Raw genomic sequence first — 25,530 nt, 5'->3', positions numbered from 1 at the left:
TTTAAAGAAGAAATTATGTTACACTTACACTCGACATTAGCAATTATCTTATTGTTAGCTCTGATTGTTTCAATCATCATTACCTTTGTAAACTTCTCAGGTAATAAACCGTATAATAGAAAAATTGCTCTTTTAGGTTTTATTGCCTCTCATTTGCAATTATTAATTGGATTGATTTTATTCTTCGTATTAAAATACCCATCCATGATCTCCGGCTCTATTATGAAAGATCCAACGATGCGCTTTAAAATTATCGAACATCCGTTAACAATGATTATCGCGATTGTATTGATTACAATTGGTTATTCAAAAGCTAAAAAATTGACTGATGCTAAGCAAGCAAATAAAACAGTATTGATTTTTTACATTCTTGGATTAATTTTAATATTGTCTCGTATTCCTTGGAGTACATGGTCGATCTTCGCATAAACTATCCTTATCAATACGATATAAAAAAGGCGGTGTTTCTTAAAATAAGAAACACCGCCTTTTTTATTAGGACAAATTTCATCCTGATTACGCCAAAAGAACAGACCTAAGCCATCCTTTACCTATTTCTACCTATAGGTTCGAAATGTATCAATGAGGCTCAGTCCTCTCTCCTTTTTTAATAAAGGAGTTATGAAAAAAAGGCATAAAAAAACGTCAACTCGATTTGAATTGACGTTTACTATATATCTATCTTGATTTATTTATTTTTTCCGAATCCTAAAATTCCGAAAACTGTTCTAAATGCAATTAAAGTTGCTACGATCACACAAATATTTGCTATTGTTGAAAACATCGATACATGTTGATCAAGGCTTGTGCAAACATCTGGTACAAATCTAATGAATACTCCTATAAGACCTAAAACGATAGCTACTACTAAAGTCTTGTAATAATGAGTTTGATTTGCGTTATTATCAGTCTTTTTTGGTTCTCTATGTTGTACTGTTTCTGCCATTTCGATTTTATTTTTTTGTACCACAAAGGTACAAATTATTCATTGTTTCGGAAATAAAATAACAAAAACATTTATTCAGTTTTAAAGGCTATCTATTTTATAAAGAGCTAGAAAATGTCTAAAATTGCAGTGAAAACAATTTTTAATGAAACCATGATGAGCGCAGATCAATTAAAATTGAGAAAAGCACTTGGCTCATAATAGATTCATGACCGATAAATCGAGTAAAACGAGTTCAATAATACGATTGAAAACTGATGCTCATTATTAAAAACAAATTTTTCTGATGAAAAAGTTATTATTTCTCTTCTTACTCCTTCCAATTTTTGGGATGGCACAAATTCAAAAAATAGAAAATTTTGTGGTAAAAGAAAATCTGTCGCGCAATGGTAAACTGGCTATTATCGCAGTAGATTCTGCTGAAAACACAAATGAACGTATCAATGGTACTTATAAATTCAGCATCAATGGTTTTACCCAAGATTTGCAGTTCCATCAGGGAATCGCTGTTCCTGATGATAGGATTGAATCGTCGACATTTGTCTTTTTTAAACACAAGAATCAAGGAAATTCGAAGGCACGCTTATTTTACATCTACAAATCAGATAAAGGATTATCTGCATTTGCCATCAGTGGCTTGATGTTCTTGGTTATCCCAGCTGTCATCCTATTGATTGCTTACGCATTTAAGAAGTTATTGCTGACTGCGATTATACTCGCGATAGGTTTCTTTTTCTTCAATCATTCGCAAGGTTTAAATATTTCTTCTATAATCGAATCAATCTTCGCAAGTATAAAAAATCTGATTATTTAAAAGGGTAGCCCTATCCCAAAGTTATATTGAATAAAATTATAACGGTCTGGTCTATGTGTCTGATAATATTGATCCTTAAATTCCTTGGAGTCGAAAAAATGTTTTAATACCCATTGATCACTTCCTTCGAATTGAGGATCTTTCACTTTCAAGCCAGCATCCAATCGGATAATAAAGTAATCGGAATCGAACCGCAATCCAAACCCTGTTCCTATTGCAATTTGTTTTAAGAATTTATCCATCTTAAGCTCGCCGCCTGGATTTAATTCATTCTTTTTTAATCGCCAGACGTTTCCAAAATCAACAAAAGTAGCACCATTCATCTTTGCTCCCAAGAAGCTGTTTAATATCCGGAATCGGTATTCGGCATTACCTTCAAATTTAATCTCACCCAGTTGGTCCAAATTTCGGAGATTCACTCTTAGATCTTCCTTTACACTTGCACGATTATAATTTCCAGGGCCTAAGGTTCGTGCTTGCCAAGCTCGCATACCATTCATACCACCACCGTAAAAGCTTTTTTCAAAAATCATCAGCGACGAATTATTACCATAAGGTATGGCAATACCCGGGTTGATCCTGAACACAAATTGTTTATTTCCGCCTAGATTTCGGTAAAGCCGATAATCGAGCTCCGTTTTAGCATACTGTAGGTAAGGAACACCAAGGATCTTTTTTTCACCGTCTAAATTTTCATCAAACTTGATGACGCGACTTATTAAATCCAATACATTGCCACTCAAATCTACAGAACCTTTGAAGTAATTGAAATTCTCTTTTTTAGTCAGCTTCTTGGCATTGTAAGTAAATGCATATTGTGTACCCAATCCAAAATATTCGCGATTGTTACTTCTTACATATAAGAGATAACCCTGCTCGATTAAATTCTGTGCGAAATTTTCATTTAACCGACCTTGTCTATATTCCAGTACAATCGGTGTAAAACTGTGAAATTTATTTTCAGATTCGTACCAAGAGTAATTCAGAGTATTGATAAAGTATCGATTGGAATAAGTGGCATCTTGATTGAAAACTTGCAGACTGGAAGAAAAGGTCGTCCTGGCTAATCCGTATTGACTCGTATTATTCACATGAAAAGGTGTCATTAATCGTGGTATGACTAGATTTACACCAATTTGAAAATCATTGTTAAATATCTTGTTGGAAAGTCCACCGCTAAGTCTCGGATCAAATAAGACTCCGTATCGTAATTTCACTTCCAACAATTCTGCTCCACCAAAGATATTACGATGCGAAAATGTATTTCCGATATTAAAACCACTCATACCTGAACTCAAGGTAAATTCGCCTTCGATTTGGTTTCCCATCAACGGTCGGGGTACCATCTCATAGAATACATCCAATTGGTTGGAATCGGTCTTCTGGTAATTGATTTTAACACTTCTAAATCCGTTCATCTCATACAGACGGTCGTAAGAAGCGTTTTCTTTCGAAAGATTGTATAATTCTCCCGATTTGATGTACATGTACCGTGTTAATGGTTTCAATCGAAATTTATTGGTCTCGTCTGTGAAATGAATATTTGAAATGCTATCGTAAGTTTTTTTGATTTCCTTTTTTTCTGTTCCAAAGTTGCGAATCGTGACGAATACATTTTCAATTTTATAGACCTGATGTGTCGTAGAATCACTTGGATTTTCAACTTGGAGCTCAAGATTCAACTGTTGCTTTTTTGATGATGAATCTACTGCTACACGCATGTATTGACGGATATAATCAAAATAACCGTGATTGCGCATGGTTTGATATAGCTTTTCCCTTTCCGTAATAAGATCGACAGCATCGTATTGCTTTCCTACAATAATACTTCCATTCGGCTTCACTTCACGTGCGTAGAGATCAGCAACAGCAGTATCAGCAAAATTATAGGTGATTTTATTTAGGTAATAGGGTTCGCCCAAAACGGTATTGAAATCTAGTGTTGCTTTTTTATTTTTAACCGTAATAGCGGAAACTACACTGGCGGCAAAATAACCTTTTGAAAATAAAAACCGTTTAATTTGTGTCGCAGATAACTCCACTAAACTCGTATCCAACAAACGGGGTGCTTCACCTACATTCCGTAAATTACGTTTTTTATATTCCCCGTTTTTAGTATTAAAAAGATTATAAATAAATAAATTAACCCTTGAATTTGCTCTGATATCATTGGAGACATAAAGCGCTGCTGCTTCTTTTAATTCTGGCTTCACCCCTTCTATATCCACATGTGCCACCAATGCTTGGTCCTCATTCAAGAAACGTGCTGAACGGCAAGATGTGAAAATTAGCAACAAAAGCGCTATACTTGTAAAAGCTAAAAAGCGTTGATTATTTATCATTAAAAAATGTTGTCAAAAGCACAAATTACTCTAATATCATCACTTCAAAATAAAAAGTTTCGCAAACAACATGGTCTTTTTATTGTCGAAGGAATAAAATCTGTTATCGAATTCCTATCATCCTCTTATCAAGTTGACAGCATATTTTATACAGAAGATGTACTCGCAAAAGTGGGTAAAATATCGGGAAATATAAAATCTTATGTACTGACTGAAAAGGAATTTGAAAAAATCAGTGCATTAAAATCTCCACAAGGGATATTAGCTTTAGTACATATCCCGAAACAAGCGGAATTAAATGTCTTAGATTTCAAAGCAAAGCATACCTTGCTATTGGATGATATCCAAGACCCCGGAAATTTAGGAACTATAATCCGAACGGCAGAGTGGTTTGGTTTTCAACATATCATTTGCTCTATCGGCACTGTGGATGCGTACAACCCAAAGGTCGTGCAAGCGACAATGGGTTCTCTTTCTCGGACCCAAGTTCATTATATTGATCTCAAGACTTTCATTTTAGAAGCTAAAATTCCGGTATTTGGGGCTTTATTGAATGGAGATAGTATCTACCATACGGATTGGACGAACGAAGGATTTATTGTATTGGGAAATGAGGGTAACGGTATTTCTGATGAAATTATCGCTCTTGTTGACAAACCCATTACGATTCCGCGCATAGGTGAGGCAGAATCGCTCAATGTTGCCGTGGCCACCACTATTTTTTGTTCAGAAATAGCAAGATTAAAGAAATTATAAGATATCGCCTTCTTTACACTAAAGAGGGCGATTCATTTTTACACCATACAATAGCGCATCTACTATGATGGAAAATAAATCCATTTACACATTACAATTTGCCTTACTTTGTCTAAGTTCGCTTTTATTCTCTGCGAGTTTCAATATGATCATTCCCGAATTGCCCAACTACTTAAGTGAGATGGGGGGTGCTGAACATAAGGGTTTAATCATTGCATTATTTACATTAACTGCTGGGATATCACGTCCGTTCAGTGGTAAGCTAACCGATAGATGGGGACGTGTACCCGTGATGGCAATCGGATCTATCGTTTGTTTCTTGTGTGGTTTTCTGTACCCAGTCCTGACGACTGTGTCTGGTTTTCTCCTACTGAGATTGATACATGGTTTTTCAACTGGTTTTAAACCAACCGCAACTTCTGCCTATGTTGCCGATATCATTCCGCGTGAACGTTGGGGTGAGGCTCTGGGTATGCATGGTCTTTGTTTTGCTATTGGGGGTGCTGTAGGTCCAGCCATTGGTAGTGCCATATTCCAATATTATGGCATTAACATCATGTTTTATAGTTCTTCCCTTTTTGCGCTACTCTCTATTGTCATTGTGATGAATATGAAAGAGACAATTACAAAAAAAGAAAAGCTCAATCTCTCCATGTTCAAGATATCACGAACAGATATTATTGATGTTGGCGTATTGCCTGCGGGAATTGTCACCTTTTTATCTTACTCAGCATTTGGAGCAATTTTAACGCTGATTCCGGATTGGAGTGACCACCTCAATCTTAGCAATAAAGGAATTTTCTTTGCAGCATTCACCATTGCTTCGATTTTAATCCGCTTTGTTTCCGGAAAAGCATCAGACAAATATGGTCGGATCAAAGTCATTATGGTCGGATTATTCATAGTTGGTGTTTCTTTATATTTAATCGGTCAGGGTGATTCTTTCAATAAATTAATGCTTGGTGCGAGTGTTTACGGTATCGGGACCGGTATTTTATCTCCTGCAATCAATGCTTGGACGATAGACCTTGGAAAACCCAACCAACGTGGACGTGCAGTGGCGACAATGTATATTTCCATGGAGGCAGGTATTGGCTTAGGGGCATTATTTGCAGGGCTATATTATCAAGATATCATCACACGTATACCACAGGTGATGTATTTTAATGCCCTATTCTTAGTTATAGCACTTGTATACATGTTTTTTTGGCAAGGATTTAGCTCTAAGAAAAAAACAGATTAATTGGTTTACCAATGCATATCACCCTATCGTTTATTATCAAATTTTAATATGGAAAATAAAACTGGAAAAAGACCCTATTCAATTGAGCTCGCATCTAGCTTATTTGCATTAGCACTAATTATTGGATTTCTATATGTTACGCAAAGCGTAGTGGTTCCCTTACTTTTTGCGATCATACTTTCGATGACGCTCTACCCAGTAGCCGCTTTTTTTGAAAACAAATTAAGGTTTGGAAAGGCACTTGCTTCCATTATGGCTGTCATTGTGGCTATTTTGGTTATCAGCACGTTGCTATGGTTTATTATACACCAAAGTATCATTATCGGAAAAGATGCTGTCGCTATTCAAGAAAAGGTGCTGGTCGCGTTAGAATCTATTCAAAATTGGATCCAATCACAATTTGGATTAGAACGAAGTGAGGTGATTGAGAAAGTCCAAGAACAAGGTAATCGGGTTCTAGAAAATGTTGGTGGCTACATTTCGGCAGCATTTGGTTCCATTGGAAGTATGTTGGCTGGGGTAGTCCTAGTGCCTATCTTTATTTTCTTTCTACTGTACTACCGCGACTTTTTTAAAGAGTTCTTTTTTAAATCCTTTAAAAACACAGATAATAAAAAAATTCACGGTGTGTTAAGTAAAATCTACCAAGTGGTACAAAGTTACTGCCTTGGACTTGTCACTGTGATGGGAATTGTCGCCGTTTTAAACACTGCTGGACTGATGTTAATGGGCATACAGTACGCTTGGTTTTTTGGCTCATTGGCTTCCTTACTCATGCTACTCCCTTATATCGGTATCGCTATTGGATCCATATTACCCGCACTTTTTGCTTTAGCGACAAAAGATACTGGATTTTATGCAGTTGGCGTCATTGCTTGGTTCCAAGTCGTTCAATTTTTAGAAGGTAATGTCATAACTCCAAATATTGTTGGAGGTAAGGTAAGCATCAACCCATTGATGGCTATCATTGCTATCTTGTTGGGCGGGATGATCTTTGGATTGGCGGGTTTAATTTTAGCACTTCCTATGACGGCTACACTTAAAGTTATTTTTGATGCTATCCCTTCTATGGAACCCATTGGTTATTTAATTGGTGAGCCGGAAAAGGAACATCTTAAACGCAATGCAACACAAGAACTCCTACAAAAGTGGGGAATCGTCCGAAAACCGAAAAAAGTGTATAAGCAAAAGGTTCACGAATCGTCAGCGGAAGATACTTCTTCACCGCAATTACCTGATCAGAAATAATCAAGAAATACACATTCTGTTTGTTTTATTCAGCATTTCGACCTGTGTTATGGATAGTCAATAACTATCCATAACACAGGTCGAAACATTTCATGGGATTCGGACACAATCCAAATATCCATTCCCTTACACCCACATCCTCCAAAAGCTATTCTTGTTGAAGATCATTAATTTCTATTAACTTTAGTCCCAAATATCAATAACATGAAATACTTACCTATACTAGAAACGGAAAGATTAATCATTCGCCCTATCACATTGGACGACTTGCAGGGGTTCTATGAGATGGATTCACAACCAGAGGTCCATACTTATTTAAAAAAGGAACCTGCAACCGCTATAGAAGATACCAAACTTGTTATCGAGGATCTGTTAGATCAATACCAACAGCATGGTACTGCTCGGGTTGCGGTAGTTGAAAAATCGACCAATCAATTTATCGGTTGGACAGGTTTCAAATTTATGGATGAAGAGACGAATGGTAAAATCTATTTTTTAGATTTCGGATATCGTTTTAGAAAAGAAACTTGGGGTAAAGGTTATGCTACAGAAGCCGCACTCGCTTGTATGGACTTTTACCATCAACACCTCAGCCATTTCCCGCTCCATGCCATGACGGATATCGACAATAAAGCATCTCGAAATGTGTTGGAAAAAGCCGGATTTAAAGTAACGGACACTTTTCATTTGACCGTATGGGGTATCGATTGTTATTGGTATGATTTGGCTTCAGCTTCAAATTAAAGCCATACCGATAAACCCTTTTCATCCTGTTTTAGGCACTTATTTTCACAGGCATTTTGTGGATAAATCTATTTGTTTTACCATTGGATAAAACGAAATGCTTTTCGTATTTTTACGCGTGCAAAAATCTATTCTTTTTGCAGCAAATTAGAATAAAAACACCATATTATTGATTACATGAGTGAAGAAACAAACTATCCTGCAGACGATAATCAAGAAGAATTAAATAACGGACAGACAAATAATAGTAAAACAATCCCACTTTCGGGTTTGTATGAAAACTGGTTTTTGGACTATGCATCTTATGTTATTTTAGATCGCGCAGTACCTCATATCAATGATGGGTTCAAACCTGTACAACGCCGTATCCTGCATTCATTAAAGGAAATGGATGACGGTAGATACAATAAGGCAGCGAATGTTATTGGTAACACGATGAAATATCACCCACACGGTGATGCTTCCATTGGTGATGCCATGGTACAGATAGGTCAGAAAAACCTACTAATAGACTGTCAAGGAAACTGGGGGGACCCGATCACTGGAGATGCTTCGGCAGCACCTCGTTATATTGAGGGCCGATTATCCAAATTCGCTTTGGATGTGGTCTTTAATCCGGAAACTACCAATTGGCAATTGAGCTATGATGGTCGTAACAAGGAGCCGGTTACCTTACCGGTTAAATTCCCTTTATTACTTGCCCAAGGTGCTGAGGGTATCGCCGTAGGTTTGGCGACGAAGATCATGCCGCATAACTTCTTGGAATTGATCGATGGATCTATCCAGGTATTGCATGGTGAAAGACCTCATATCCTACCCGACTTCCCAACAGGAGGAATGGCGGATTGTTCTGCTTATAATGAAGGGCAGCGTGGCGGAAAAATCCGTGTACGTGCCAAAATTGAAGAACGCGATAAAAAAACATTGGCCATTACCGAAATTCCTTTTGGAACCACTACTGGTGGATTAATCGATAGTGTAGTAGCGGCTAATGATAAAGGGAAAATCAAGATTAAGAAAATCGAAGATAACACGGCTGAATTTGTGGAAATCATCGTTCATTTGGCTCCAGGTATCTCACCTGATGTAACCATTGACGCTTTGTTTGCATTTACGGCCTGTGAAGTTTCTATTTCTCCCAATACCTGTGTTATCAAGAAAGATAAACCTTACTTTTTAAGCGTTAATGATATCTTAATTGAGAACACAAATAACACCAAGAATCTTTTAAAGCAAGAACTGGAAATCAAGTTACATGATCTCCTTGAGAAAATATTCTTCAGCACCTTACTTAAGATTTTCATTCAAGAAGGTATGTATAAGCATTCAGCCTATGAAAATGCTGGAGACTTTGATACCGTTGTAGAAGTACTAGACGGTCTGTTTGAGCCTTTCTTCTCGCAGTTCTACCGTGCTATCGTTCCTGAAGACTACAAACGTCTGATCGATAAACCGATGAGTAGCATTACGCGATTTGATGTTAAGAAAGCGGATGATCAAATGGCTTCCTTAGAAGAGGAAATCAAAAATGTCAAACGCCACCTTAAAAATCTAACAGAATATGCGATTGCTTGGTATGAGAGGCTGCGTGTGAAGTATGGTAAAGGACGTGAACGTAAAACAGAATTAAGAGCATTCGATAAAGTTGAGGCTACTCAGGTTGCCTTAGCAAATGCCAAACTTTATGTCAACCGTGAAGAGGGTTTCATTGGTTCGAGCATGAAGAAAGATGAGTTTGTTTGCGATTGTTCCGATATCGATGATATCATTGTGTTCCGCTCTGATGGTAAATATGTCGTCACGAAAATTCAGGACAAGGTATTCGTAGGAAAAGATATCATCCATGTTGCAGTCTTCAAAAAAGGCGATGAAAGGACGATCTACAATGCTATCTATAAAGAAGGCGATACAGGTACAAGTTTTATCAAGCGTTTTTCAGTTGTTGGTGTTACGCGCGATAAGGAATATGATATCAGCAAAGGTTCTAAAGGTTCTAAAGTCACCTATTTCACTGCTAACCCTAACGGTGAGGCTGAAATTGTCAACATTCAGCTAAAACCACATACCAAATTAAGAAAACTTAATTTTGATATGAATTTTGCTGAAATTGCAATAAAGGGCCGTGCTTCTCAAGGAAATATCGTGTCGAAGTATCCTGTTAAAAAGATTACATTCAAAAGTGCTGGTGTCTCTACGTTAGCGGGTCGCAAAATTTGGTTTGATAAAACCATGAAGCGCTTAAATGCGGATGAAAGAGGTCAATACTTGGGTGAGTTTGATGGTGATGATAAGATTTTAATGGTGCTATCTGACGGGTCGTATGAATTGTCCAATTTTGATTTGAGCAATTATTTCGATGACAAAATGATTCGTATCGAAAAATATATGCCTGAACATGTCTATACGGCCATTCATCAGGATGGTAAGTCGGGCACCTATTATGTGAAAAGATTCAAGTTTGATGATCTTCCTGTAGGAAAAGGGATGTCGTTTATTAATGATGACCCAGGGTCTAAACTTATTTTATTGACAAATAATACAGATCCACTCGTTCATTTAGACATTCTTAAAGGCAAGTCGCAAATAGAGGAATCTTTGGATCAACCCTTGAACGAAATCATCGATGTTAAGGGGATAAAAGCTCAGGGTAACCGACTTTCATTCCATACGGTGAAAAATGTGAAGTTGCTAACGGAAGAAATTGATTTAGCATTGAGCGTTAAAGAAACAGCTGCGCCTGTTTCGGAAGAGACTACAGCAGTAAACGAAGAAAAAGCAACAGAACCTGCGGACGCCAGTGATATCAAATTGGAGATAACAAATCCCGATGATATCCAAACAGACAATGGTGGTCAGATTGAGCTGTTTTAAATCAATCTGCTGTTCAATAATTATAATTCATAAAAAAATCCGCTTTTAGCGGATTTTTTTATGAATTAAATTCTTTGATGAATTTTTGTAATTTGGGTGCAATCACGACAGAACAGAATGGATTCTCCGGATGCGTATTGAAATAATTATGATGATAGTTTTCTGCCACCCAAAAAGTAACAGCAGGTTCGACAGTAGTGACGATCGGATCTTCAAATATATCTTCACTGTCTAATTCATCAATAAAGTTTTTAGCTAAGATCTCTTGCTCCTCATCATGAAAAAATACAACGGATCTATATTGCGTGCCGACATCATTACCTTGACGGTTTAGTGTCGTTGGATTATGTGTCTTAAAGAAGATCTTCAATAGGTCTTCATAATTCACAAGCTCTTCATCGTATTCGATCTGTACCACTTCAACATGTTCCGTTGTACCTGTACATACTTGTTCGTAGGTAGGGTTATCATTCAATCCCCCCATATATCCTGGTAAAACAGTTTTTACGCCTTCGGTATTTTGAAAAATAACCTCTGTACACCAAAAACAGCCACCTCCAAATGTTGCTTTCATATTTTAATATCTTTATTACTCAAACTTATAAATTATATGACAGAATAAGCGTCATATCAGTTTACTGATTTTAAATTAGCTTTTATAATAATAAGTCCCTGGAATTAAGAGATCTTGTTTTTCTTTATGACAAACAGCGTAAGAAAAACCTTTTTGTAAAGCATAAGATCCATATTCACCCTTCTTATTGAGCGCCAAAAATCCAACTTGGATATCTTTGGCAATATTCGGTTTCTTTTTCACGATACGTTTGACTGCTTCTTTACAGGCATCTTCTGGTGAATATCCCTGACGCATCAGTTCGACTACAAGAAAACTTCCTACCGTACGGATCACCTCTTCCCCTACGCCAGTGGATGTTGCCCCTCCTACTTCATTATCTACATACAGACCTGCTCCAATAATAGGGCTATCTCCTACGCGTCCATGCATTTTAAAGGCCATGCCACTGGTGGTACAGGCTCCCGAAAGATTTCCTTCGGCATCCAGTGCCAACATACCAATCGTATCGTGATTATATTGATTGCCAGGCAAACGCTCGACAGCGAAAGACTTATTTTCAATATTCATAATCGGTTTATACTGTTTTTCTTTCAGCCATTCTTTCCACGCTTTTTCTCCTTCAGGGGTCAATAGATCTTCTTTTTCAAAACCATTTTCCAATGCGAATTGCAATGCCCCATCACCGGCCAACATCACATGTGGTGTTTTGTCCATAACAAGACGGGCGACAGATATGGGATGAGCGATATGCTCTAATGCGGCTACCGACCCACAGTTTCCTTCTGAATCCATAATACAAGCATCTAGCGTCACAAATCCATCACGATCAGGATAGCCACCTTTACCTACCGTCATATTTTTCAAATCAGCTTCGGGTACGCGGACGCCTTGCTCTACGGCATCAATGGCTTTTCCACCATTTTTAAGCACTTCCCACGCTGCTTGATTGGCTGCAATACCAAAATCCCATGTCGAAATAACAATAGGCTTTACTCCAGCTTTTTTACTGACAGTGGAAAAGCTTGATAATGTTTCTATTGAACCTAAGGCAGTTGCTCCAATAATACCCTTCTTAATAAATTGGCGTCTTGAACTCATATTTTAATCGATTTTTGCAATACAAGTATACACAATTGCGTGTTTCTTTTTGGTAGTTTTTCATCAGAATAATTATTTATGCGTCTCCATTTTTCATTTGTACCCATGAGCTCACTTCTGTCGATTTGTTTAACATACTAGTTATCTTAAATAGAATCTATGAGCTCGTTCCGCTCGTTTTAGAAAAAAAGGCTTATGCATTCGCATTTATGCAAAAGAATCATAAATTAATTCACAAATCGACATCATTTTTTGTGATAATATACAAATTAGTCTATCTTTAAAAAACAAACTAATCAGCATGACAAACAAACTTAGATATGCTATCCTCAGCTGTGCAGGCTTTTTCATGATTAATCATGCTTTTTCACAACAAGTTGATTCAACCATTTATTATCAGGTTAAAGAACTGCAAGAAAACGTAAGGAAAGAATTTGCACCTGATAAACGCACTAAAATATTTGCGCTCACAAAAACTGTAGTTGCAGAAAATGAGTATGAAATTGAAACAACAGAGCCTGCTGCTAAAGCAGCTTTCGAACAACGGTTCAAAAATATCCCTGCTAAGGTAGCAGTAACCCTTCTTCCTGAACAAAACCTCGGTAATAAATGGGTCGGTATTGTCAACCTATCGGTTGCCAATATGAGAACCAAGCCCGACCATGCTGCTGAGATGGCCAGTCAGGTATTGATGGGGACACAGGTCGATATCCTACAAAAAGATCGTGGTGATTATCGTATCCGTACGCCAGAGGGGTATATTGCCTGGATCCCGACTTCTTCCATCACAGCCATGACCAAGGAAGAGGCTAAACAATGGAATGAACAGCCTAAAATAATCTATACTTCCGAATTTGGGAAATCACTATCGGAGCCCAATACACAAAGTCAACGCGTTTCAGATCTTGTTTATGGTGATATTTTAGTCCTTAAAGGAGAGAAGAATAATTATTTTGAGGTCTCCTATCCTGATGGACGTAAAGCTTATATTAAAAAGGATGAGGCTTTATCTTTAAAAAAATGGATTGATTCTCGTAATCCAACTGCTGAAAATTTAATTTCAAGTGCGAAGACCATGTTGGGATTACCTTATCTATGGGGGGGAACATCTGTGAAAGGTGTGGATTGCAGTGGCTTCACTAAAACAGCTTATTTTATGAATGGCTACGTGATTCCCCGCGATGCTTCGCAACAGGTATTGGCTGGTGAAACCGTGGATATTCTCGATTCAGAAGGGCACTTTGACCCCGAAAAAGCACTTAAAAATCTAAAACCTGCCGACCTCTTATTTTTTGCTGCAGGAAAGAACACGAATCCAAATGCGCGCGTAACGCATGTAGCTATCTATATGGGCAATGGGACTTTTATACATGCAGCTGGATCTGTACGGATCAACAGTATGTTGAAAGATGCTGCCAATTATGATGATTTCCAGACACGAACCGTAGTTGCTGCTAAAAGATACCTCGGTGCAAATGACGCTCAAATACAACAAGTACAGCATAACAGCTATTATAGTATCAAATAAAAGATAAGCATGAGCACACATTCAGATTGGATTACTAAAGATTTTGGAGCTTTCAAACTGAGGTTCAAACCGTATACACTAGAAATGCGCTATGTCTTTACTGTGGCATCGTTCAGTAGAACGACTACACCAGTGGTATTGACACAATTGGAATATGATGGAGTGGTTGGTTACGGTGAGGCGAGCATGCCTCCCTACTTGGGTGAATCGCAGGAGAGTGTCATCCATTTTCTTAACAAGTTGGATTTACGTGGATTCAACTCCCCTTTTCAAACGGAAGAACTGTTACAATACATCGATCAGGTCATGGTTAATAATACCGCAGCAAAAGCTGCGGTCGATATTGCGCTCCATGATTTAATCGGTAAACTGCTTGGACAACCCCTATACAAGATTTGGGGTTTAGATCCAGCTAAGACGCCGCCGACTTCTTATACCATCGGTATCGATACGGAAGATGTCATTCGAAAAAAAGTAATGGAAGCAGATCAGTTTAAAATTCTAAAAGTTAAATTGGGACTTGAAACTGATAAAATGATCATCGATACCATCCGTCAATGTACCGACAGACCACTTTGCGCTGATGTAAACCAAGGATGGAAGGTGAAGGAAGAGGCTTTGGAAATGTCACATTGGTTAGCGGAGCGTGGTGTTGTATTTTTGGAACAACCTATGCCAAAAGAACAAGTCGATGATAACGCTTGGCTTACAGCACACAGCCCGATTCCAACCATTGCAGATGAAGCTTGTCAACGATTGGCTGATGTACCTTCCCTGCAAGGTGTGTATTCGGGGATCAATATCAAGTTAATGAAGTGCACGGGGATGCGAGAAGCAAAACGTATGGCCGAATTGGCTCAGACTTTAAAAATGAAGGTTATGATCGGCTGTATGACGGAAACTTCATGTGCCATTTCTGCTGCTGCACAATTGGGTCCTTTGGCGGATTGGGTTGATCTCGATGGTGCACTCCTGATCGGTAATGATATTTATGATGGCATGAAAGTCATCGATGGAAATTGTGTCTTATCTGAGCGACCTGGAATAGGTATTATAGCACAATAAAAAAATACAAATAGCATAAGATCTATGGTTTTTAGGAATAAAACATCATGATCTTATTCTTATCTTATACCTTACTAGGGTATAAAATAGATTGCCTGAACACAATCTATTAAAAGCATAACTAACCAAAACACTCTTATGAATAAAATTTTACTCACCTCGTTATGTACGATGGCTTGCGGGGCATTCCAAGTCGTACATGCACAGCAAATCCAAGTTGCGGGAAAAGTTTCAGATGTGAATGGCACTGCTATTCCAGATGTAACCGTCGCTATCAAAGGAACAAACACCGCTACATCAACAAACTCAAATGGACTGTTCACGCTAAATGCCAGTCAAGATGCAACTCTCATCATCAGTGCGGTGGGCTATGAAAAACAGCAAGTTAAAGTAAGTGGTCGCAAGACATTAACCATTTCCTTGGAAAAAGAAGAAAATGCTTTGGATGAGGTCATGGTAGTTGCTTATGGAACTGCTAAGAAAAGTACATTCACGGGTTCTGCCGCAGTTGTTAAAAATGACGCTATAGATAAACAGCCGGTCACTTCCTTTCAAAATGCTTTGACAGGTCGTGTGGCAGGCTTACAAGTCAGCACGAGTTCGGGGCAAGCAGGCTCTACACCTGCTATCCGTATCCGTGGCATCGGTTCCATGGGTGCTTCGAATGAGCCATTATATGTCATCGACGGTGTTCCCGTAGTATCGGGGTCAACTGGACAGATGAACGATTATCTGGTCAATTCAAATAATGTGATGAGTTCCTTAAATCCTTCTGATATCGAGACAATAACTGTGCTGAAAGATGCCGCGGCATCTTCTCTGTATGGTTCTCGAGCAGCAAATGGTGTTATTATCATCACGACTAAAAAAGGAAAAAATGGAGCTCCAAAAATTAACTTAAAATCTACTCTTGGATTTAGTCCGAGTTGGGCAACAGATAATAATGAAGCGGCACCACTTGAAGACCAGATCAATATGTTGTACAGTCTTCTTTATGATTCTCGTATTGCAGGAGGACTTACAGAAGCAGCTGCCAACAAGTGGGTACTCGATCGATTTGCAACGAAGTTTGGGATACATGGTTACGAGTTTTCTACTCCAGGAACATCCATGTTTGAAAAAGTAAACATTACTGGTAAAACTGATGGTGTCGAAAATCGTGATGGTAAATATTACGATTGGAACAAATCGTTATTCAGAACGGGCATCTTTAATACGAATGATCTATCAGTTAGTGGTGGAACAGATAATACGAACTACTATACTTCGCTTTCCTACACCCAAGATAAAAGTCGCATCATATTGAATGATTATGATCGTATCAGTGGACGTGTAAATCTCAACCAAAAAATCGGTAAATACTTAGAGTTTGGGTCGAATATCAATATTGCTAAAACAAAATTAGTCGGCATGAATGATACCCGAAATACCGGAAGTAATTATTTACTGCAAACGAGAAATCTGTTGTGGCCGCTCTATTGGCCTACAGATTATAAAACGGGTAATGAATGGACTGCTCGCTATGGTAGTTTAGCCTACAACCCACTTTACTATAACAAAGAATGGGAAAATAGCTCTAAAACCAGTAAAATATCTGCTGTAGAATCATTGACCTTAAGACTGCTCCCTGAATTGACGCTTAAAACGATTTTTTCATATGATGAGACAGAGTCTAAAGATCATATTTACTACAGTGCAAAACATTATAACGGATCGTCTACAAATGGTACTGTAACTGAAATCACATCGAACAGTCAAAAATTAGTTTCGTCGACTACAGCCAACTATAATAAAACATTTGGACTCCATAATGTGGATTTATTAGCAGGTTTTGAAGCCGAAAAAAATGAGAATAGCTTCGTCCGTGCAACTGGAAAAGACTTACCTTCTTCCGCTTTACATACCGTCTCTACCGCGGGACAATTGGATGCAGGAGCTTATGCTTGGGGCAACAATATGATGTCCGTATTATCACGTGCTGAATATAACTTTGATGAACGCTACTTTGCTTCGGCATCTTTTCGTAGGGATGGTTCTTCTCAATTAGGCCCTATACCTCGCTGGGGTAACTTTTGGTCAGTAGCTGGCTCTTGGAACATTGCTAAAGAAAGTTTTATTTCTCAAGTAGAAGATATCAATGCTTTGAGGATAAGAGCTTCATATGGTGTAAATGGCACTTTACCAACTTCAAATTATGGTTGGCGATCATTGACGAGCTATTCCAATAAATACATGACACAACCGGGTGGCGCTTTAAGTAATATAGCTGACCCTAACCTCACTTGGGAAAGAAATTATACAACCAATCTTGCGTTAGAATTCGGTTTGTTTGAAAATAAAATATTCGGTACCGTTGAATATTTCAATAGAGATTCAAAAGACCTCATCCAAGCAGTCCCTATTTCGACTATAACTGGCTTCTCCAATACGATAAAAAACATTGGTGAAATCAACAATAAAGGAATTGAATTTGAATTAGGCTCCGATATCATCAAAAAACAGGATTTCAGATGGACTGCAAGTGTTAATGCTACATTTATTGATTCTAAAGTTGAAAAATTAAGTGATGGTCAATCAATTGTTTGGTACGATCCAACAGGTAAAGACGATCGAGCTCGTTTCATTTATCAAGAAAATCAATCGACATTGGCATTCTATGGTTTAGAATGGGCAGGTGTTGATAAAACAAATGGTAAAAACATGTGGTTTACGAATGATGGCACAACAGGCGACTTCTTAGTAGATGGCAGAGGTGCGTCTTATAATTATGGTGATGCAAAACAAACCATCATCGGTAACGCTAACCCAAAAGTTTATGGAGGTATCAATACGGATGTGGAATATAAAGGACTATCATTGGGCTTAAATTTTGCGTATAAACTAGGTGGTAAATTATACGATGCTAGTTCCCGTGATGTAGCTGATGATGGCTACTATTGGGAAAGACTTCACGCACAATACTTTGTTGATGGGTCATGGTCACCTACCAATATGGATGGTAACTTCCCTATGGTTTCTGGTCGAGATCTAGAAGATGTCAATCAAATCAGTAGCCGCCACCTCTATGATGCTTCATATTTACGATTGAAAAACATTTCATTGTCCTATAAAATTCCCAATGATTATTTGAGCAAAATAGGTATTAACAGTGCCCGTATTTTCTTTAATGGAAGTAATCTTTTGACTTTCTCAAAATACAAATATATGGACCCGGAGGTTAATCAGTATGGTACACGTGGATGGGAAACACCCACTCCTAAAACCTATACATTTGGATTAGAATTTAATTTTTAACCTATTGAATTAAAAAAAATGAGAAAATTATTTATTGCTTCGTGCATCTTTATATCCGTTTCAGTTTCATCCTGTAAGGACTTCTTAGACGTTAAACCTACAAATTCCGGAGATGCTGAAACCTCCATACAAACGGCTGCTGACGCCAAAGTTATTGTCAATGGCGTGATGAGCATTCTTTCAAATCGAGATTATTATGGTCGAAATTTTCCATTGTATGCCGATGTTAAAGGTGGTGATTTCACTATTTTCGCTGCTGGTCGAGGTTTTGATTATTTGTATACTTTTAACCATAGTGCTTCTTCCAATAGCTATTCTGGTGTTTGGACACAAGGCTTCAATGGTATCGCACAGATCAACAATTTGTTAGCGAGAATTGAAACTTTAAAAGCAGAGGGATCATTGGAAGACTTTAAGTCGTATGAAGGTCAAGCATTAACAAGCCGTGCATTGATTAATTTTGATTTAGTTCGTTTGTATGGAGAACCTTACAATGAGGATAAAACTGCTTGGGGGATTCCAAATATTACAACAAAGTTAGTGTCAAATGCACAAGAATTGAGGTCAAAAGTTGAAGATAACTACAAACAGATATTGATAGATCTAAAAGCTGCTGAAACCTTACTGCCAAAAACTAAATTGAATGGCTATTTAAATTATTATGCCAACAAAGCATTACAAGCACGTGTATATTTATACATGGAAGACTATCCTAATGCTTTGGCTGCTGCAAAAGAAGTAATCGATTCAAAAGTATATACCTTATATAGTAATGCGGAGTGGGTTGACTCTTGGAAATCAGAGTTTGGTAGCGAGTCCATCTTTGAATTGGCGATTTATCCGAATGAAAGCGATTTAGTAAATGCCTCTTTTGGTGCATATTTCAGAAGATCTTACCATGGAAGTTCTGCTATTATAGGAAATTTCTTAGCGAGTGATTATTTATTAAATCGTCTAAAAGAAGATTCTGAAGATGTACGTTGGGGAGTCATGGCTAGGGATGAGACCTCCGCTACACGACTTGGTTCAATCTACAAATACAGTGGTGGTATCAATTTGGAGGGCGACAAAAAATCTTCAAATAGTACTGCTGTCAACTTTAAAGTTATCCGTCTTTCTGAAGTGTACTTAATGGCAGCAGAGGCCGCATTAAAATCAGACAAAGCACTTGCTGCAACTTATTTAAATGCTATCCATATGCGCTCACCTAATTTAGCTCTTGCAGATGCCACTACGATTAATTTAGATATGATCGCAGATGAAAGAAGTAAGGAATTAGCTGGTGAAGGTCATCGATTTTTTGATATGATCCGTTGGAATAAAACCATTGAATTTAATGACGAACTGGGTTCAATTAATACCACTAATCGAGGGAAAACAATTGATAGAAAGTCTAATAAAACAATTCTTCCTATTTTCCTTGATGAAATGAACACTAACCCAGGTATTGCCGCACAACAAAACCCAGGATACTAATTGTATTCCTTTTAATTAAAAAAGAGCCTTCGGATATATAAATCCGAAGGCTCTTTTTTAATATTGTTGAGAATGATTACGAATTGATTTTCTGAAATGCGACACGTGCTGTACCATCACCGACGTAAATAATACCGCAACGTGTGTATCCTAATTTTGTCAATACTTTTTGCATCGGGATATTTGTTTCATGGGTATCCACTCGAATATTAGGACATTGTTCAAAACACCATTCAAAACAACGCATGGCAATGCCTTTCACTTGGCCATTTGATGCCAAACGGTGAACAACAGCATAGGGTTGGTCATTCAACCAATTCCCGCCTTCGATATGGGCGTAATTGGGGTCTGGTTCTAAGGAAAAACAGAATGTGGCTACGATCGTATCTGCTACTAAACAGACATAATTCTCGCCAATATCAATCGTAGATTGGATATATTCGCGAGATGGGTAACCATTTGTCCATTGAACCGTATTGCCACTCGCCCGCATCAAGCCTCGCGCGCTATCAATAATCGCCATGACTTGGTCTATATCCTGTAAATTAGTTTTTCTAATGTCCATATTCAAAAGTAAGCATTCGAACTATTATTCTTTAGAACATCCTGACAAAATTATAGATTTAAGCTATTTTCTGTCCATTCTAAATACCTATATCAGCGTACCACTTGCTTCATATGATCCGGCAGCTTCTTGTCCAAATCAATCAAATAACCGTTGATCACGGCATATCGTATCTCTTCATCTTTTTTCAAGAAAAAATTAGCTTCCTTTCCAAGGTTTAACGTCCTCAAGCTCTGCATCTGCCCTTTTGATAAAACATTGATTGGGTAATGGTGTAAAGGTTCCGCTGGAGAATGTGTTATTTTCACAGCTGCATATCCCTGTTTGAGCAAATCTTTGATATCCAATTTTTCTAGATCGCTGATATCGTGAAATAGCGTTTCATATATTTTGCCTTCGACCAGTTCAAATCCGGTTAGATCCAGATCTTCGTAACCAAAAAAATCATGCAGATCTCCTATATCCTCAATATAACCTTTTGCATAATAATCTTCCCCAATGGTAATTTCATCACGGCGAATGGCAATATCTACTTGAAGCGGTAATCCATGTGAAACTGTTGCCACGCGACGTAAGACTACATCGTGTAATTGTGAGGCATTGACAGGAATCTGTTGATACTCCGCGATGGAATATTGCTGATAACTATCCTCTGCTATTTGTAGTAGCGCACTTAGGATGACTATAAAATTCAACTTTCTGATTTCTTGTTTTTCAGTATCACCAGCAAAGGCTCCAGATTCTATCAATATCGTACTGGCTCCCCACTTCTGAAAATTATCACCAAAAGCTCGTGGTGCATGTTCATCGTCATACTTGGCTACTGCACCGGGGATGTACTCTTGTAAGGTATGATTCATACCTGCTATAATTTTCATGGCATTGCCACGCACTTCATTGACTTCCCGTTCCCAATTATAGGCTGGTGCTAATAGGGAAATGGTAACTGGCGTTTTAGTTTCTGGAACATTATAATAAATATTTTGATCGTGCAGATTGAATCCAAAATGGGGCTTGATAAGTTCTGCTCGACTTCTCAGTACCTTACCTTCTGGTGTTGCGGTATCACGAGCATCGCGATTCAAATCGATATGCTGAGCATTTCTTCTGGTATATACTTCTGCTCCATCGGGATTGAGCATGGGGATAAAGTGAATTTCTAGTTGTGACTGGAGTATGGTTCTGATGGGTTCGAATGAATCATCTTTTCCTTCCAAGAAATTGAACAGATCAAAAAGTGCCATCGTTGCGGTAGGCTCATCGCCATGCATTTGGGACCAGAGCATGACTTTCTTTTTCCCTTGTCCGTAGGTCAGCTCGTAAATAGCGCGCTGCTGTACGGACTTCCCTATTGGGGTAACGTGTAAGACTTGACGGTCTTGATGCTTATTGATTAGATCGACAACAGCCTGATGTTTAAATCTTCGCGACTGTAATGCATGTTCTTTATAACGAACATATGCATCCTCGAATTCTTGTTTATTCAAATTCATGGTTTGTGCTGAAATTTTACTCCAGAAAAAAATAAAGATCAAAGAGATGATAATTTTCATCACGTTAATCGGATAACACTTTCTCTAACAACGTGATCGTACCTTGATCGGCATCTATTCTTACCTGTGCACCTACGGGTAAGATAAATTGATTGGCAATATGTCCTATCATCGCTCCTGAATAGGCGGGTATACCTAATGGCCTGATGTAATCGTTCAACACTTGTTCGAAGGTCAGGGATCCATAGCCTGCTGTTGGACTGCAATCTGTACATTTTCCAAACACGAATCCTTTGATCTGGTCTAAGATTCCGGATAGCTTCAATTGACAGAACATACGGTCTACGCGTTCGATATTTTCATCGACTTCTTCGAGAAAGAGGATGGCATTTTTAAAATCAGGTAAATAGGCTGATCCGCATAGTCCAGATATTAAGGTCAGGTTACCTCCTAATAAGATTCCTTCTGCCTGTCCTGAAGTTAGGGTGGTGATCCGCTCTTTATATTGGATGAAATTATCTCCCTTATCAGTCGGGTTGGTAAATGTTGTTGTTTTATTCAGGAAAAACTGGTTTTCGAAACTTTGGGCTACGGCATTGGTCCAGGTACTAATTCCTACTGCTCCGTGAAAGGATACCAATCCGGTTTTCTTAAATAGGGCCATGATCAGTGCGGTAATGTCACTGTAACCGAGCAGTACTTTTGGATTGGCGGCGATTAATGGATAATCGATATGGGGCAGTAAGCGGGAAGCACCGGCACCACCTCGTATACAGACAATAGCCTTGACTTCTTGATCTGAAAACATGCTATGGATATCGGCTAGGCGTTCTTCGTCCTTACCGGCGAGGTTACCATATCTACTGCGGATATATTTTCCTTCTTTGACTTTAAATCCAAAGGTCTCGAATATTTCCTTTGTCAGCACGATCGATTCTTCGGTATCAATAACTCCCGCAGGAGCTATTAATCCGATTGTATCTCCTTTACGCAAGACTTGTGCGAGTAGTTTCGTTTGATGGCCAATGGTGTCAAAGAAATCTTCTTGGGCAAATGTTAACGTTGGAATACTTGACGCTACAAAGCCCAAGGATTTTAAAAATGTTCGCTTATCCATAGGTTGTGATGGGATATACTATCTATTAAACAGTAAACGTTGACCTGCACCGTACTCTATTAAACTTCCCTTGGAATAGGCCAATCTTCCGGATACGATGGTATGTTCGATGGATGACTTGAAGGTATGATCTTCAAATGGAGACCAACCACATTTAGATAGGATGTTTGATTTTGATACGGTATAGGGTTTATTCAAATCGACCAAAACAAGATCTGCCCAATAGCCTTCGCGTATAAATCCACGTTCTTCTATCTGGAAACAGATAGCGGTATTGTGTGCTGTTTTTTGAACAATTTGCTCTAAGGTCATCTTACCTGCTTGATACATGTCCAATAAAGCTTGTAAAGCATGCTGCACCAACGGTCCTCCTGATGGAGCTGAACTGTAGGTTTGTGTTTTCTCTGCAATGGTGTGGGGAGCATGATCGGTAGCGATCACATCAATATGGCCATCCATCACTGCTTTCACGATCTCATCCCGATCATGCGCTGTTTTAACTGCTGGGTTCCATTTGATAAAATTACCTTTTGTGGCATAATCGACATCGGAGAACCACATATGGTGAATACATGCTTCTGCGGTTATCATTTTTTCTGCCAAGGGTATGTCGTTACGGAATAAAGCAATTTCTTTCGCTGTAGAAATATGTAGGATATGTAAACGTGTGTTATTTTTTTTCGCTAATTCAACTGCTTTTGAAGATGATAGATAACAAGCTTCTGCCGAGCGAATCAACGGGTGCATGTCAATCGTCAGATTCTCTTCTCCAAATTTTTCTTTATAGGCCGCTAAATTCGCTTGGATCGTTGCTTCGTCTTCACAATGTGTAGCTACTAATGTCGGAGAGTTGGCAAATATCTGTTCCAGAGCACGCTCGTTATCGACCAACATATTTCCTGTCGAAGAACCCATGAATACCTTTACACCACAAACATCGCGTGGATTGGTTTTTAGAACTTCATCCAGATTATCATTGGCCGCTCCCATAAAGAAAGAATAATTGGCCAAAGCATTTTGGGATGCAATATCGTATTTATCTTGTAATAATGATTGTGTTAGGGTATTGGGAACGGTATTGGGCATTTCCATAAATGAAGTGGTCCCCCCTGCTACTGCAGCACGACTTTCATGCCAGATATCGGCTTTATAAGTGAGCCCTGGTTCGCGAAAATGCACCTGATCGTCGATCAATCCTGGTAGTAAGTGTAATCCTTCGGCATTGATCTCTTGATCGGCAGGATGATTGATTTCTGCTGCGATCATCTCGATACGACCATTGCTGATATAGACATCCGCAGTGGTTATTTTACCCTCATTAACGATTTGTGCAGATTTGATAAGTATTGTTGACATTGCTGATTGTAATATTGATATATTAACAAATATAAGCATTTCAATATTTTACAGTCTACTAAATCCACAATTCAATAGCGAATGGCTTTCTTTTATTATGGGACTGCATTTATGATATGACTACTAGGTTAACATGGAGATACGAAAAGTAGTAGTCGGGGTAGTACAACGTGGATTTTAGCAAAAATAAGCTCAAACAAAAAAGCAGTAATGAATCATTACTGCTTTTTTGTTTTCTAATATGGACGTCAGCCTTAGGCTACATCAAATTTATATCCTACCCCTTTTACAGTGGTAACATAATCTTCACCTATTTTTTCTCTTAGTTTACGGATATGCACATCGATCGTTCTATTGGTTACTACGACAGAGTCTTCCCAGATACTTTTCAATATCTGTTCTCTCGTAAAAACTTTGTTCGGTTTTGAAGCGAGTAGATACATCAATTCAAACTCTTTTTTTGCGAGAACAATTTTCTGCTCACCACGATAAACTAAAAATGAATCACGATCAATGACCAAATCCATGATTTCTAATCTATCCTGTGCTCTTGCTGCTTCTTCCGAAACATTTCTTCTTAGAATCGCATTGATGCGGCTCATCAAAGCACGAGGTTTGATCGGTTTGGCTATATAATCATCTGCTCCAACATGAAAACCAGCGATTTCAGAATACTCCTCACTTCTTGCCGTCAAAAACACCATAAATGTATTTTTAAACTCAGGCATTGCGCGCATGAGTCGGCAAGCTTCAATACCATCCATCTTAGGCATCATCACATCCAAAATAATTAAATCTGGATTTATATCTTTTGCCACATTGATAGCTTCGTGACCGTTGGATGCAGTAGATACTTGATATCCTTCACGCTTTAAATTAAAAGCAATTAAATCCAAAATATCCTGCTCATCATCAACTACTAATATTTTTTGCTTTGCAATGCTCATGTTCTTTTTTTTGCTAAATTATGAACAAAATGACAACAAAACATTAACGC

General features: G+C 38.3%; 20 protein-coding genes. 11 read left to right on the top strand and 9 right to left on the bottom strand.

The window, feature by feature from the left end; translation table 11 throughout:
* Positions 1 to 15 precede the first annotated feature (15 nt).
* Positions 16 to 429, top strand: a complete 414-nt coding sequence (locus KO02_RS05055; RefSeq protein WP_038696383.1) for a hypothetical protein — start codon at positions 16 to 18, stop codon at positions 427 to 429.
* Between the two features lie 259 nt (positions 430 to 688).
* Here KO02_RS05055 and KO02_RS05050 read toward each other — a convergent pair whose 3' ends face one another.
* The gene (locus tag KO02_RS05050) at positions 689 to 946 is read right to left on the bottom strand and encodes a hypothetical protein (RefSeq protein WP_038696381.1); all 258 of its coding nucleotides are present in this window, start codon (positions 944 to 946) and stop codon (positions 689 to 691) included.
* A gap of 286 nt (positions 947 to 1,232) precedes the next feature.
* Between KO02_RS05050 and KO02_RS05045 the strand changes: the two genes are divergently transcribed.
* Entirely contained in the window at positions 1,233 to 1,760 is a 528-nt protein-coding gene (locus KO02_RS05045; protein ID WP_038696379.1) for a hypothetical protein, read from the top strand.
* On the opposite strand, the gene KO02_RS05040 is transcribed toward KO02_RS05045, so the two are convergent.
* On the bottom strand, positions 1,757 to 4,102 hold the full coding sequence (locus KO02_RS05040) for a BamA/TamA family outer membrane protein (protein ID WP_038696377.1): 2,346 nt from the start codon (positions 4,100 to 4,102) through the stop codon (positions 1,757 to 1,759). The two genes, KO02_RS05045 and KO02_RS05040, sit on opposite strands and share 4 nt — an antisense overlap.
* Positions 4,103 to 4,108: 6 nt before the next feature.
* On the opposite strand from KO02_RS05040, the gene KO02_RS05035 reads away from it, so the two are divergent.
* From KO02_RS05035 to KO02_RS05015, 5 genes are all read left to right on the top strand, one after another.
* A complete protein-coding gene (locus KO02_RS05035) occupies positions 4,109 to 4,858 on the top strand; it encodes a TrmH family RNA methyltransferase (protein WP_038696375.1) in 750 nt (249 codons plus the stop codon).
* A gap of 67 nt (positions 4,859 to 4,925) precedes the next feature.
* Positions 4,926 to 6,101, top strand: coding sequence for an MFS transporter (locus KO02_RS05030; RefSeq protein WP_410528208.1), 1,176 nt, complete (start codon positions 4,926 to 4,928; stop codon positions 6,099 to 6,101).
* 48 nt (positions 6,102 to 6,149) lie between these two features.
* Positions 6,150 to 7,349, top strand: coding sequence for an AI-2E family transporter (locus KO02_RS05025; RefSeq protein WP_051959763.1), 1,200 nt, complete (start codon positions 6,150 to 6,152; stop codon positions 7,347 to 7,349).
* Positions 7,350 to 7,553: 204 nt separating this feature from the next.
* The gene (locus KO02_RS05020) at positions 7,554 to 8,093 is read left to right on the top strand and encodes a GNAT family N-acetyltransferase (protein WP_038696371.1); all 540 of its coding nucleotides are present in this window, start codon (positions 7,554 to 7,556) and stop codon (positions 8,091 to 8,093) included.
* A 177-nt stretch (positions 8,094 to 8,270) separates the two neighbouring features.
* On the top strand, positions 8,271 to 10,964 hold the full coding sequence (locus tag KO02_RS05015; RefSeq protein WP_038696369.1) for a DNA gyrase/topoisomerase IV subunit A: 2,694 nt from the start codon (positions 8,271 to 8,273) through the stop codon (positions 10,962 to 10,964).
* A 58-nt stretch (positions 10,965 to 11,022) separates the two neighbouring features.
* Here the strand turns inward: KO02_RS05015 and msrA are convergent, their stop codons facing one another.
* Together msrA and KO02_RS05005 are read right to left on the bottom strand one after the other, a co-directional pair.
* Positions 11,023 to 11,538, bottom strand: a complete 516-nt coding sequence (gene msrA / locus KO02_RS05010) for a peptide-methionine (S)-S-oxide reductase MsrA (RefSeq protein ID WP_038696367.1) — start codon at positions 11,536 to 11,538, stop codon at positions 11,023 to 11,025.
* Positions 11,539 to 11,613: 75 nt separating this feature from the next.
* Positions 11,614 to 12,639 (bottom strand): N(4)-(beta-N-acetylglucosaminyl)-L-asparaginase, encoded by a 1,026-nt coding sequence (locus KO02_RS05005; protein ID WP_038696366.1) that lies wholly within the window; start codon positions 12,637 to 12,639, stop codon positions 11,614 to 11,616.
* A 301-nt stretch (positions 12,640 to 12,940) separates the two neighbouring features.
* Here KO02_RS05005 and KO02_RS05000 point away from each other — a divergent pair, with 301 nt between their 5' ends.
* The 4 genes from KO02_RS05000 (at position 12,941) to KO02_RS04985 (ending at position 20,002) form a co-directional block, all read left to right on the top strand.
* Entirely contained in the window at positions 12,941 to 14,167 is a 1,227-nt protein-coding gene (locus KO02_RS05000; protein ID WP_038696364.1) for an NlpC/P60 family protein, read from the top strand.
* A 9-nt stretch (positions 14,168 to 14,176) separates the two neighbouring features.
* Positions 14,177 to 15,232, top strand: coding sequence for a dipeptide epimerase (locus KO02_RS04995; protein ID WP_051959762.1), 1,056 nt, complete (start codon positions 14,177 to 14,179; stop codon positions 15,230 to 15,232).
* 138 nt (positions 15,233 to 15,370) lie between these two features.
* Entirely contained in the window at positions 15,371 to 18,526 is a 3,156-nt protein-coding gene (locus KO02_RS04990; protein ID WP_038696362.1) for a SusC/RagA family TonB-linked outer membrane protein, read from the top strand.
* A gap of 18 nt (positions 18,527 to 18,544) precedes the next feature.
* Positions 18,545 to 20,002, top strand: coding sequence for a RagB/SusD family nutrient uptake outer membrane protein (locus KO02_RS04985; RefSeq protein ID WP_038696360.1), 1,458 nt, complete (start codon positions 18,545 to 18,547; stop codon positions 20,000 to 20,002).
* 76 nt (positions 20,003 to 20,078) lie between these two features.
* Here the strand turns inward: KO02_RS04985 and KO02_RS04980 are convergent, their stop codons facing one another.
* The 5 genes from KO02_RS04980 to KO02_RS04960 form a co-directional block, all read right to left on the bottom strand.
* Positions 20,079 to 20,567 carry a GNAT family N-acetyltransferase gene (locus KO02_RS04980; RefSeq protein ID WP_038696358.1) on the bottom strand — a complete coding sequence of 163 codons (489 nt, stop codon included), beginning with the start codon at positions 20,565 to 20,567 and terminating at the stop codon, positions 20,079 to 20,081.
* A gap of 92 nt (positions 20,568 to 20,659) precedes the next feature.
* Positions 20,660 to 22,060 (bottom strand): M14 family zinc carboxypeptidase, encoded by a 1,401-nt coding sequence (locus KO02_RS04975; RefSeq protein WP_235212352.1) that lies wholly within the window; start codon positions 22,058 to 22,060, stop codon positions 20,660 to 20,662.
* 64 nt (positions 22,061 to 22,124) lie between these two features.
* The gene (locus tag KO02_RS04970; RefSeq protein WP_038696356.1) at positions 22,125 to 23,177 is read right to left on the bottom strand and encodes an LD-carboxypeptidase; all 1,053 of its coding nucleotides are present in this window, start codon (positions 23,175 to 23,177) and stop codon (positions 22,125 to 22,127) included.
* Positions 23,178 to 23,195: 18 nt separating this feature from the next.
* Positions 23,196 to 24,533: a dihydroorotase gene (locus KO02_RS04965; RefSeq protein WP_038696354.1), complete on the bottom strand. Its 1,338-nt coding sequence runs from the start codon at positions 24,531 to 24,533 to the stop codon at positions 23,196 to 23,198.
* 254 nt (positions 24,534 to 24,787) lie between these two features.
* Positions 24,788 to 25,480, bottom strand: coding sequence for a response regulator transcription factor (locus KO02_RS04960; protein ID WP_038696352.1), 693 nt, complete (start codon positions 25,478 to 25,480; stop codon positions 24,788 to 24,790).
* Positions 25,481 to 25,530: the final 50 nt, after the last annotated feature.

It is taken from the genome of Sphingobacterium sp. ML3W, from assembly GCF_000747525.1.
Lineage (GTDB): Bacteria > Bacteroidota > Bacteroidia > Sphingobacteriales > Sphingobacteriaceae > Sphingobacterium.
The sequence above is the reverse complement of the archived record's forward strand: the minus strand, read 5'-3'. Positions and strand labels throughout refer to the sequence as shown.

Bases quoted from the DNA above. Each gene is read 5' to 3' on its own strand.
- KO02_RS05055 (WP_038696383.1), top strand. From the start codon at position 16: ATGTTACACTTACACTCGACATTAGCAATTATCTTATTGTTAGCTCTG.
- KO02_RS05050 (WP_038696381.1), bottom strand. From the start codon at position 946: ATGGCAGAAACAGTACAACATAGAGAACCAAAAAAGACTGATAATAAC.
- KO02_RS05045 (WP_038696379.1), top strand. From the start codon at position 1,233: ATGAAAAAGTTATTATTTCTCTTCTTACTCCTTCCAATTTTTGGGATG.
- KO02_RS05040 (WP_038696377.1), bottom strand. From the start codon at position 4,102: ATGATAAATAATCAACGCTTTTTAGCTTTTACAAGTATAGCGCTTTTG.
- KO02_RS05035 (WP_038696375.1), top strand. From the start codon at position 4,109: ATGTTGTCAAAAGCACAAATTACTCTAATATCATCACTTCAAAATAAA.
- KO02_RS05030 (WP_410528208.1), top strand. From the start codon at position 4,926: ATGGAAAATAAATCCATTTACACATTACAATTTGCCTTACTTTGTCTA.
- KO02_RS05025 (WP_051959763.1), top strand. From the start codon at position 6,150: ATGGAAAATAAAACTGGAAAAAGACCCTATTCAATTGAGCTCGCATCT.
- KO02_RS05020 (WP_038696371.1), top strand. From the start codon at position 7,554: ATGAAATACTTACCTATACTAGAAACGGAAAGATTAATCATTCGCCCT.
- KO02_RS05015 (WP_038696369.1), top strand. From the start codon at position 8,271: ATGAGTGAAGAAACAAACTATCCTGCAGACGATAATCAAGAAGAATTA.
- msrA (WP_038696367.1), bottom strand. From the start codon at position 11,538: ATGAAAGCAACATTTGGAGGTGGCTGTTTTTGGTGTACAGAGGTTATT.
- KO02_RS05005 (WP_038696366.1), bottom strand. From the start codon at position 12,639: ATGAGTTCAAGACGCCAATTTATTAAGAAGGGTATTATTGGAGCAACT.
- KO02_RS05000 (WP_038696364.1), top strand. From the start codon at position 12,941: ATGACAAACAAACTTAGATATGCTATCCTCAGCTGTGCAGGCTTTTTC.
- KO02_RS04995 (WP_051959762.1), top strand. From the start codon at position 14,177: ATGAGCACACATTCAGATTGGATTACTAAAGATTTTGGAGCTTTCAAA.
- KO02_RS04990 (WP_038696362.1), top strand. From the start codon at position 15,371: ATGAATAAAATTTTACTCACCTCGTTATGTACGATGGCTTGCGGGGCA.
- KO02_RS04985 (WP_038696360.1), top strand. From the start codon at position 18,545: ATGAGAAAATTATTTATTGCTTCGTGCATCTTTATATCCGTTTCAGTT.
- KO02_RS04980 (WP_038696358.1), bottom strand. From the start codon at position 20,567: ATGGACATTAGAAAAACTAATTTACAGGATATAGACCAAGTCATGGCG.
- KO02_RS04975 (WP_235212352.1), bottom strand. From the start codon at position 22,060: ATGAATTTGAATAAACAAGAATTCGAGGATGCATATGTTCGTTATAAA.
- KO02_RS04970 (WP_038696356.1), bottom strand. From the start codon at position 23,177: ATGGATAAGCGAACATTTTTAAAATCCTTGGGCTTTGTAGCGTCAAGT.
- KO02_RS04965 (WP_038696354.1), bottom strand. From the start codon at position 24,533: ATGTCAACAATACTTATCAAATCTGCACAAATCGTTAATGAGGGTAAA.
- KO02_RS04960 (WP_038696352.1), bottom strand. From the start codon at position 25,480: ATGAGCATTGCAAAGCAAAAAATATTAGTAGTTGATGATGAGCAGGAT.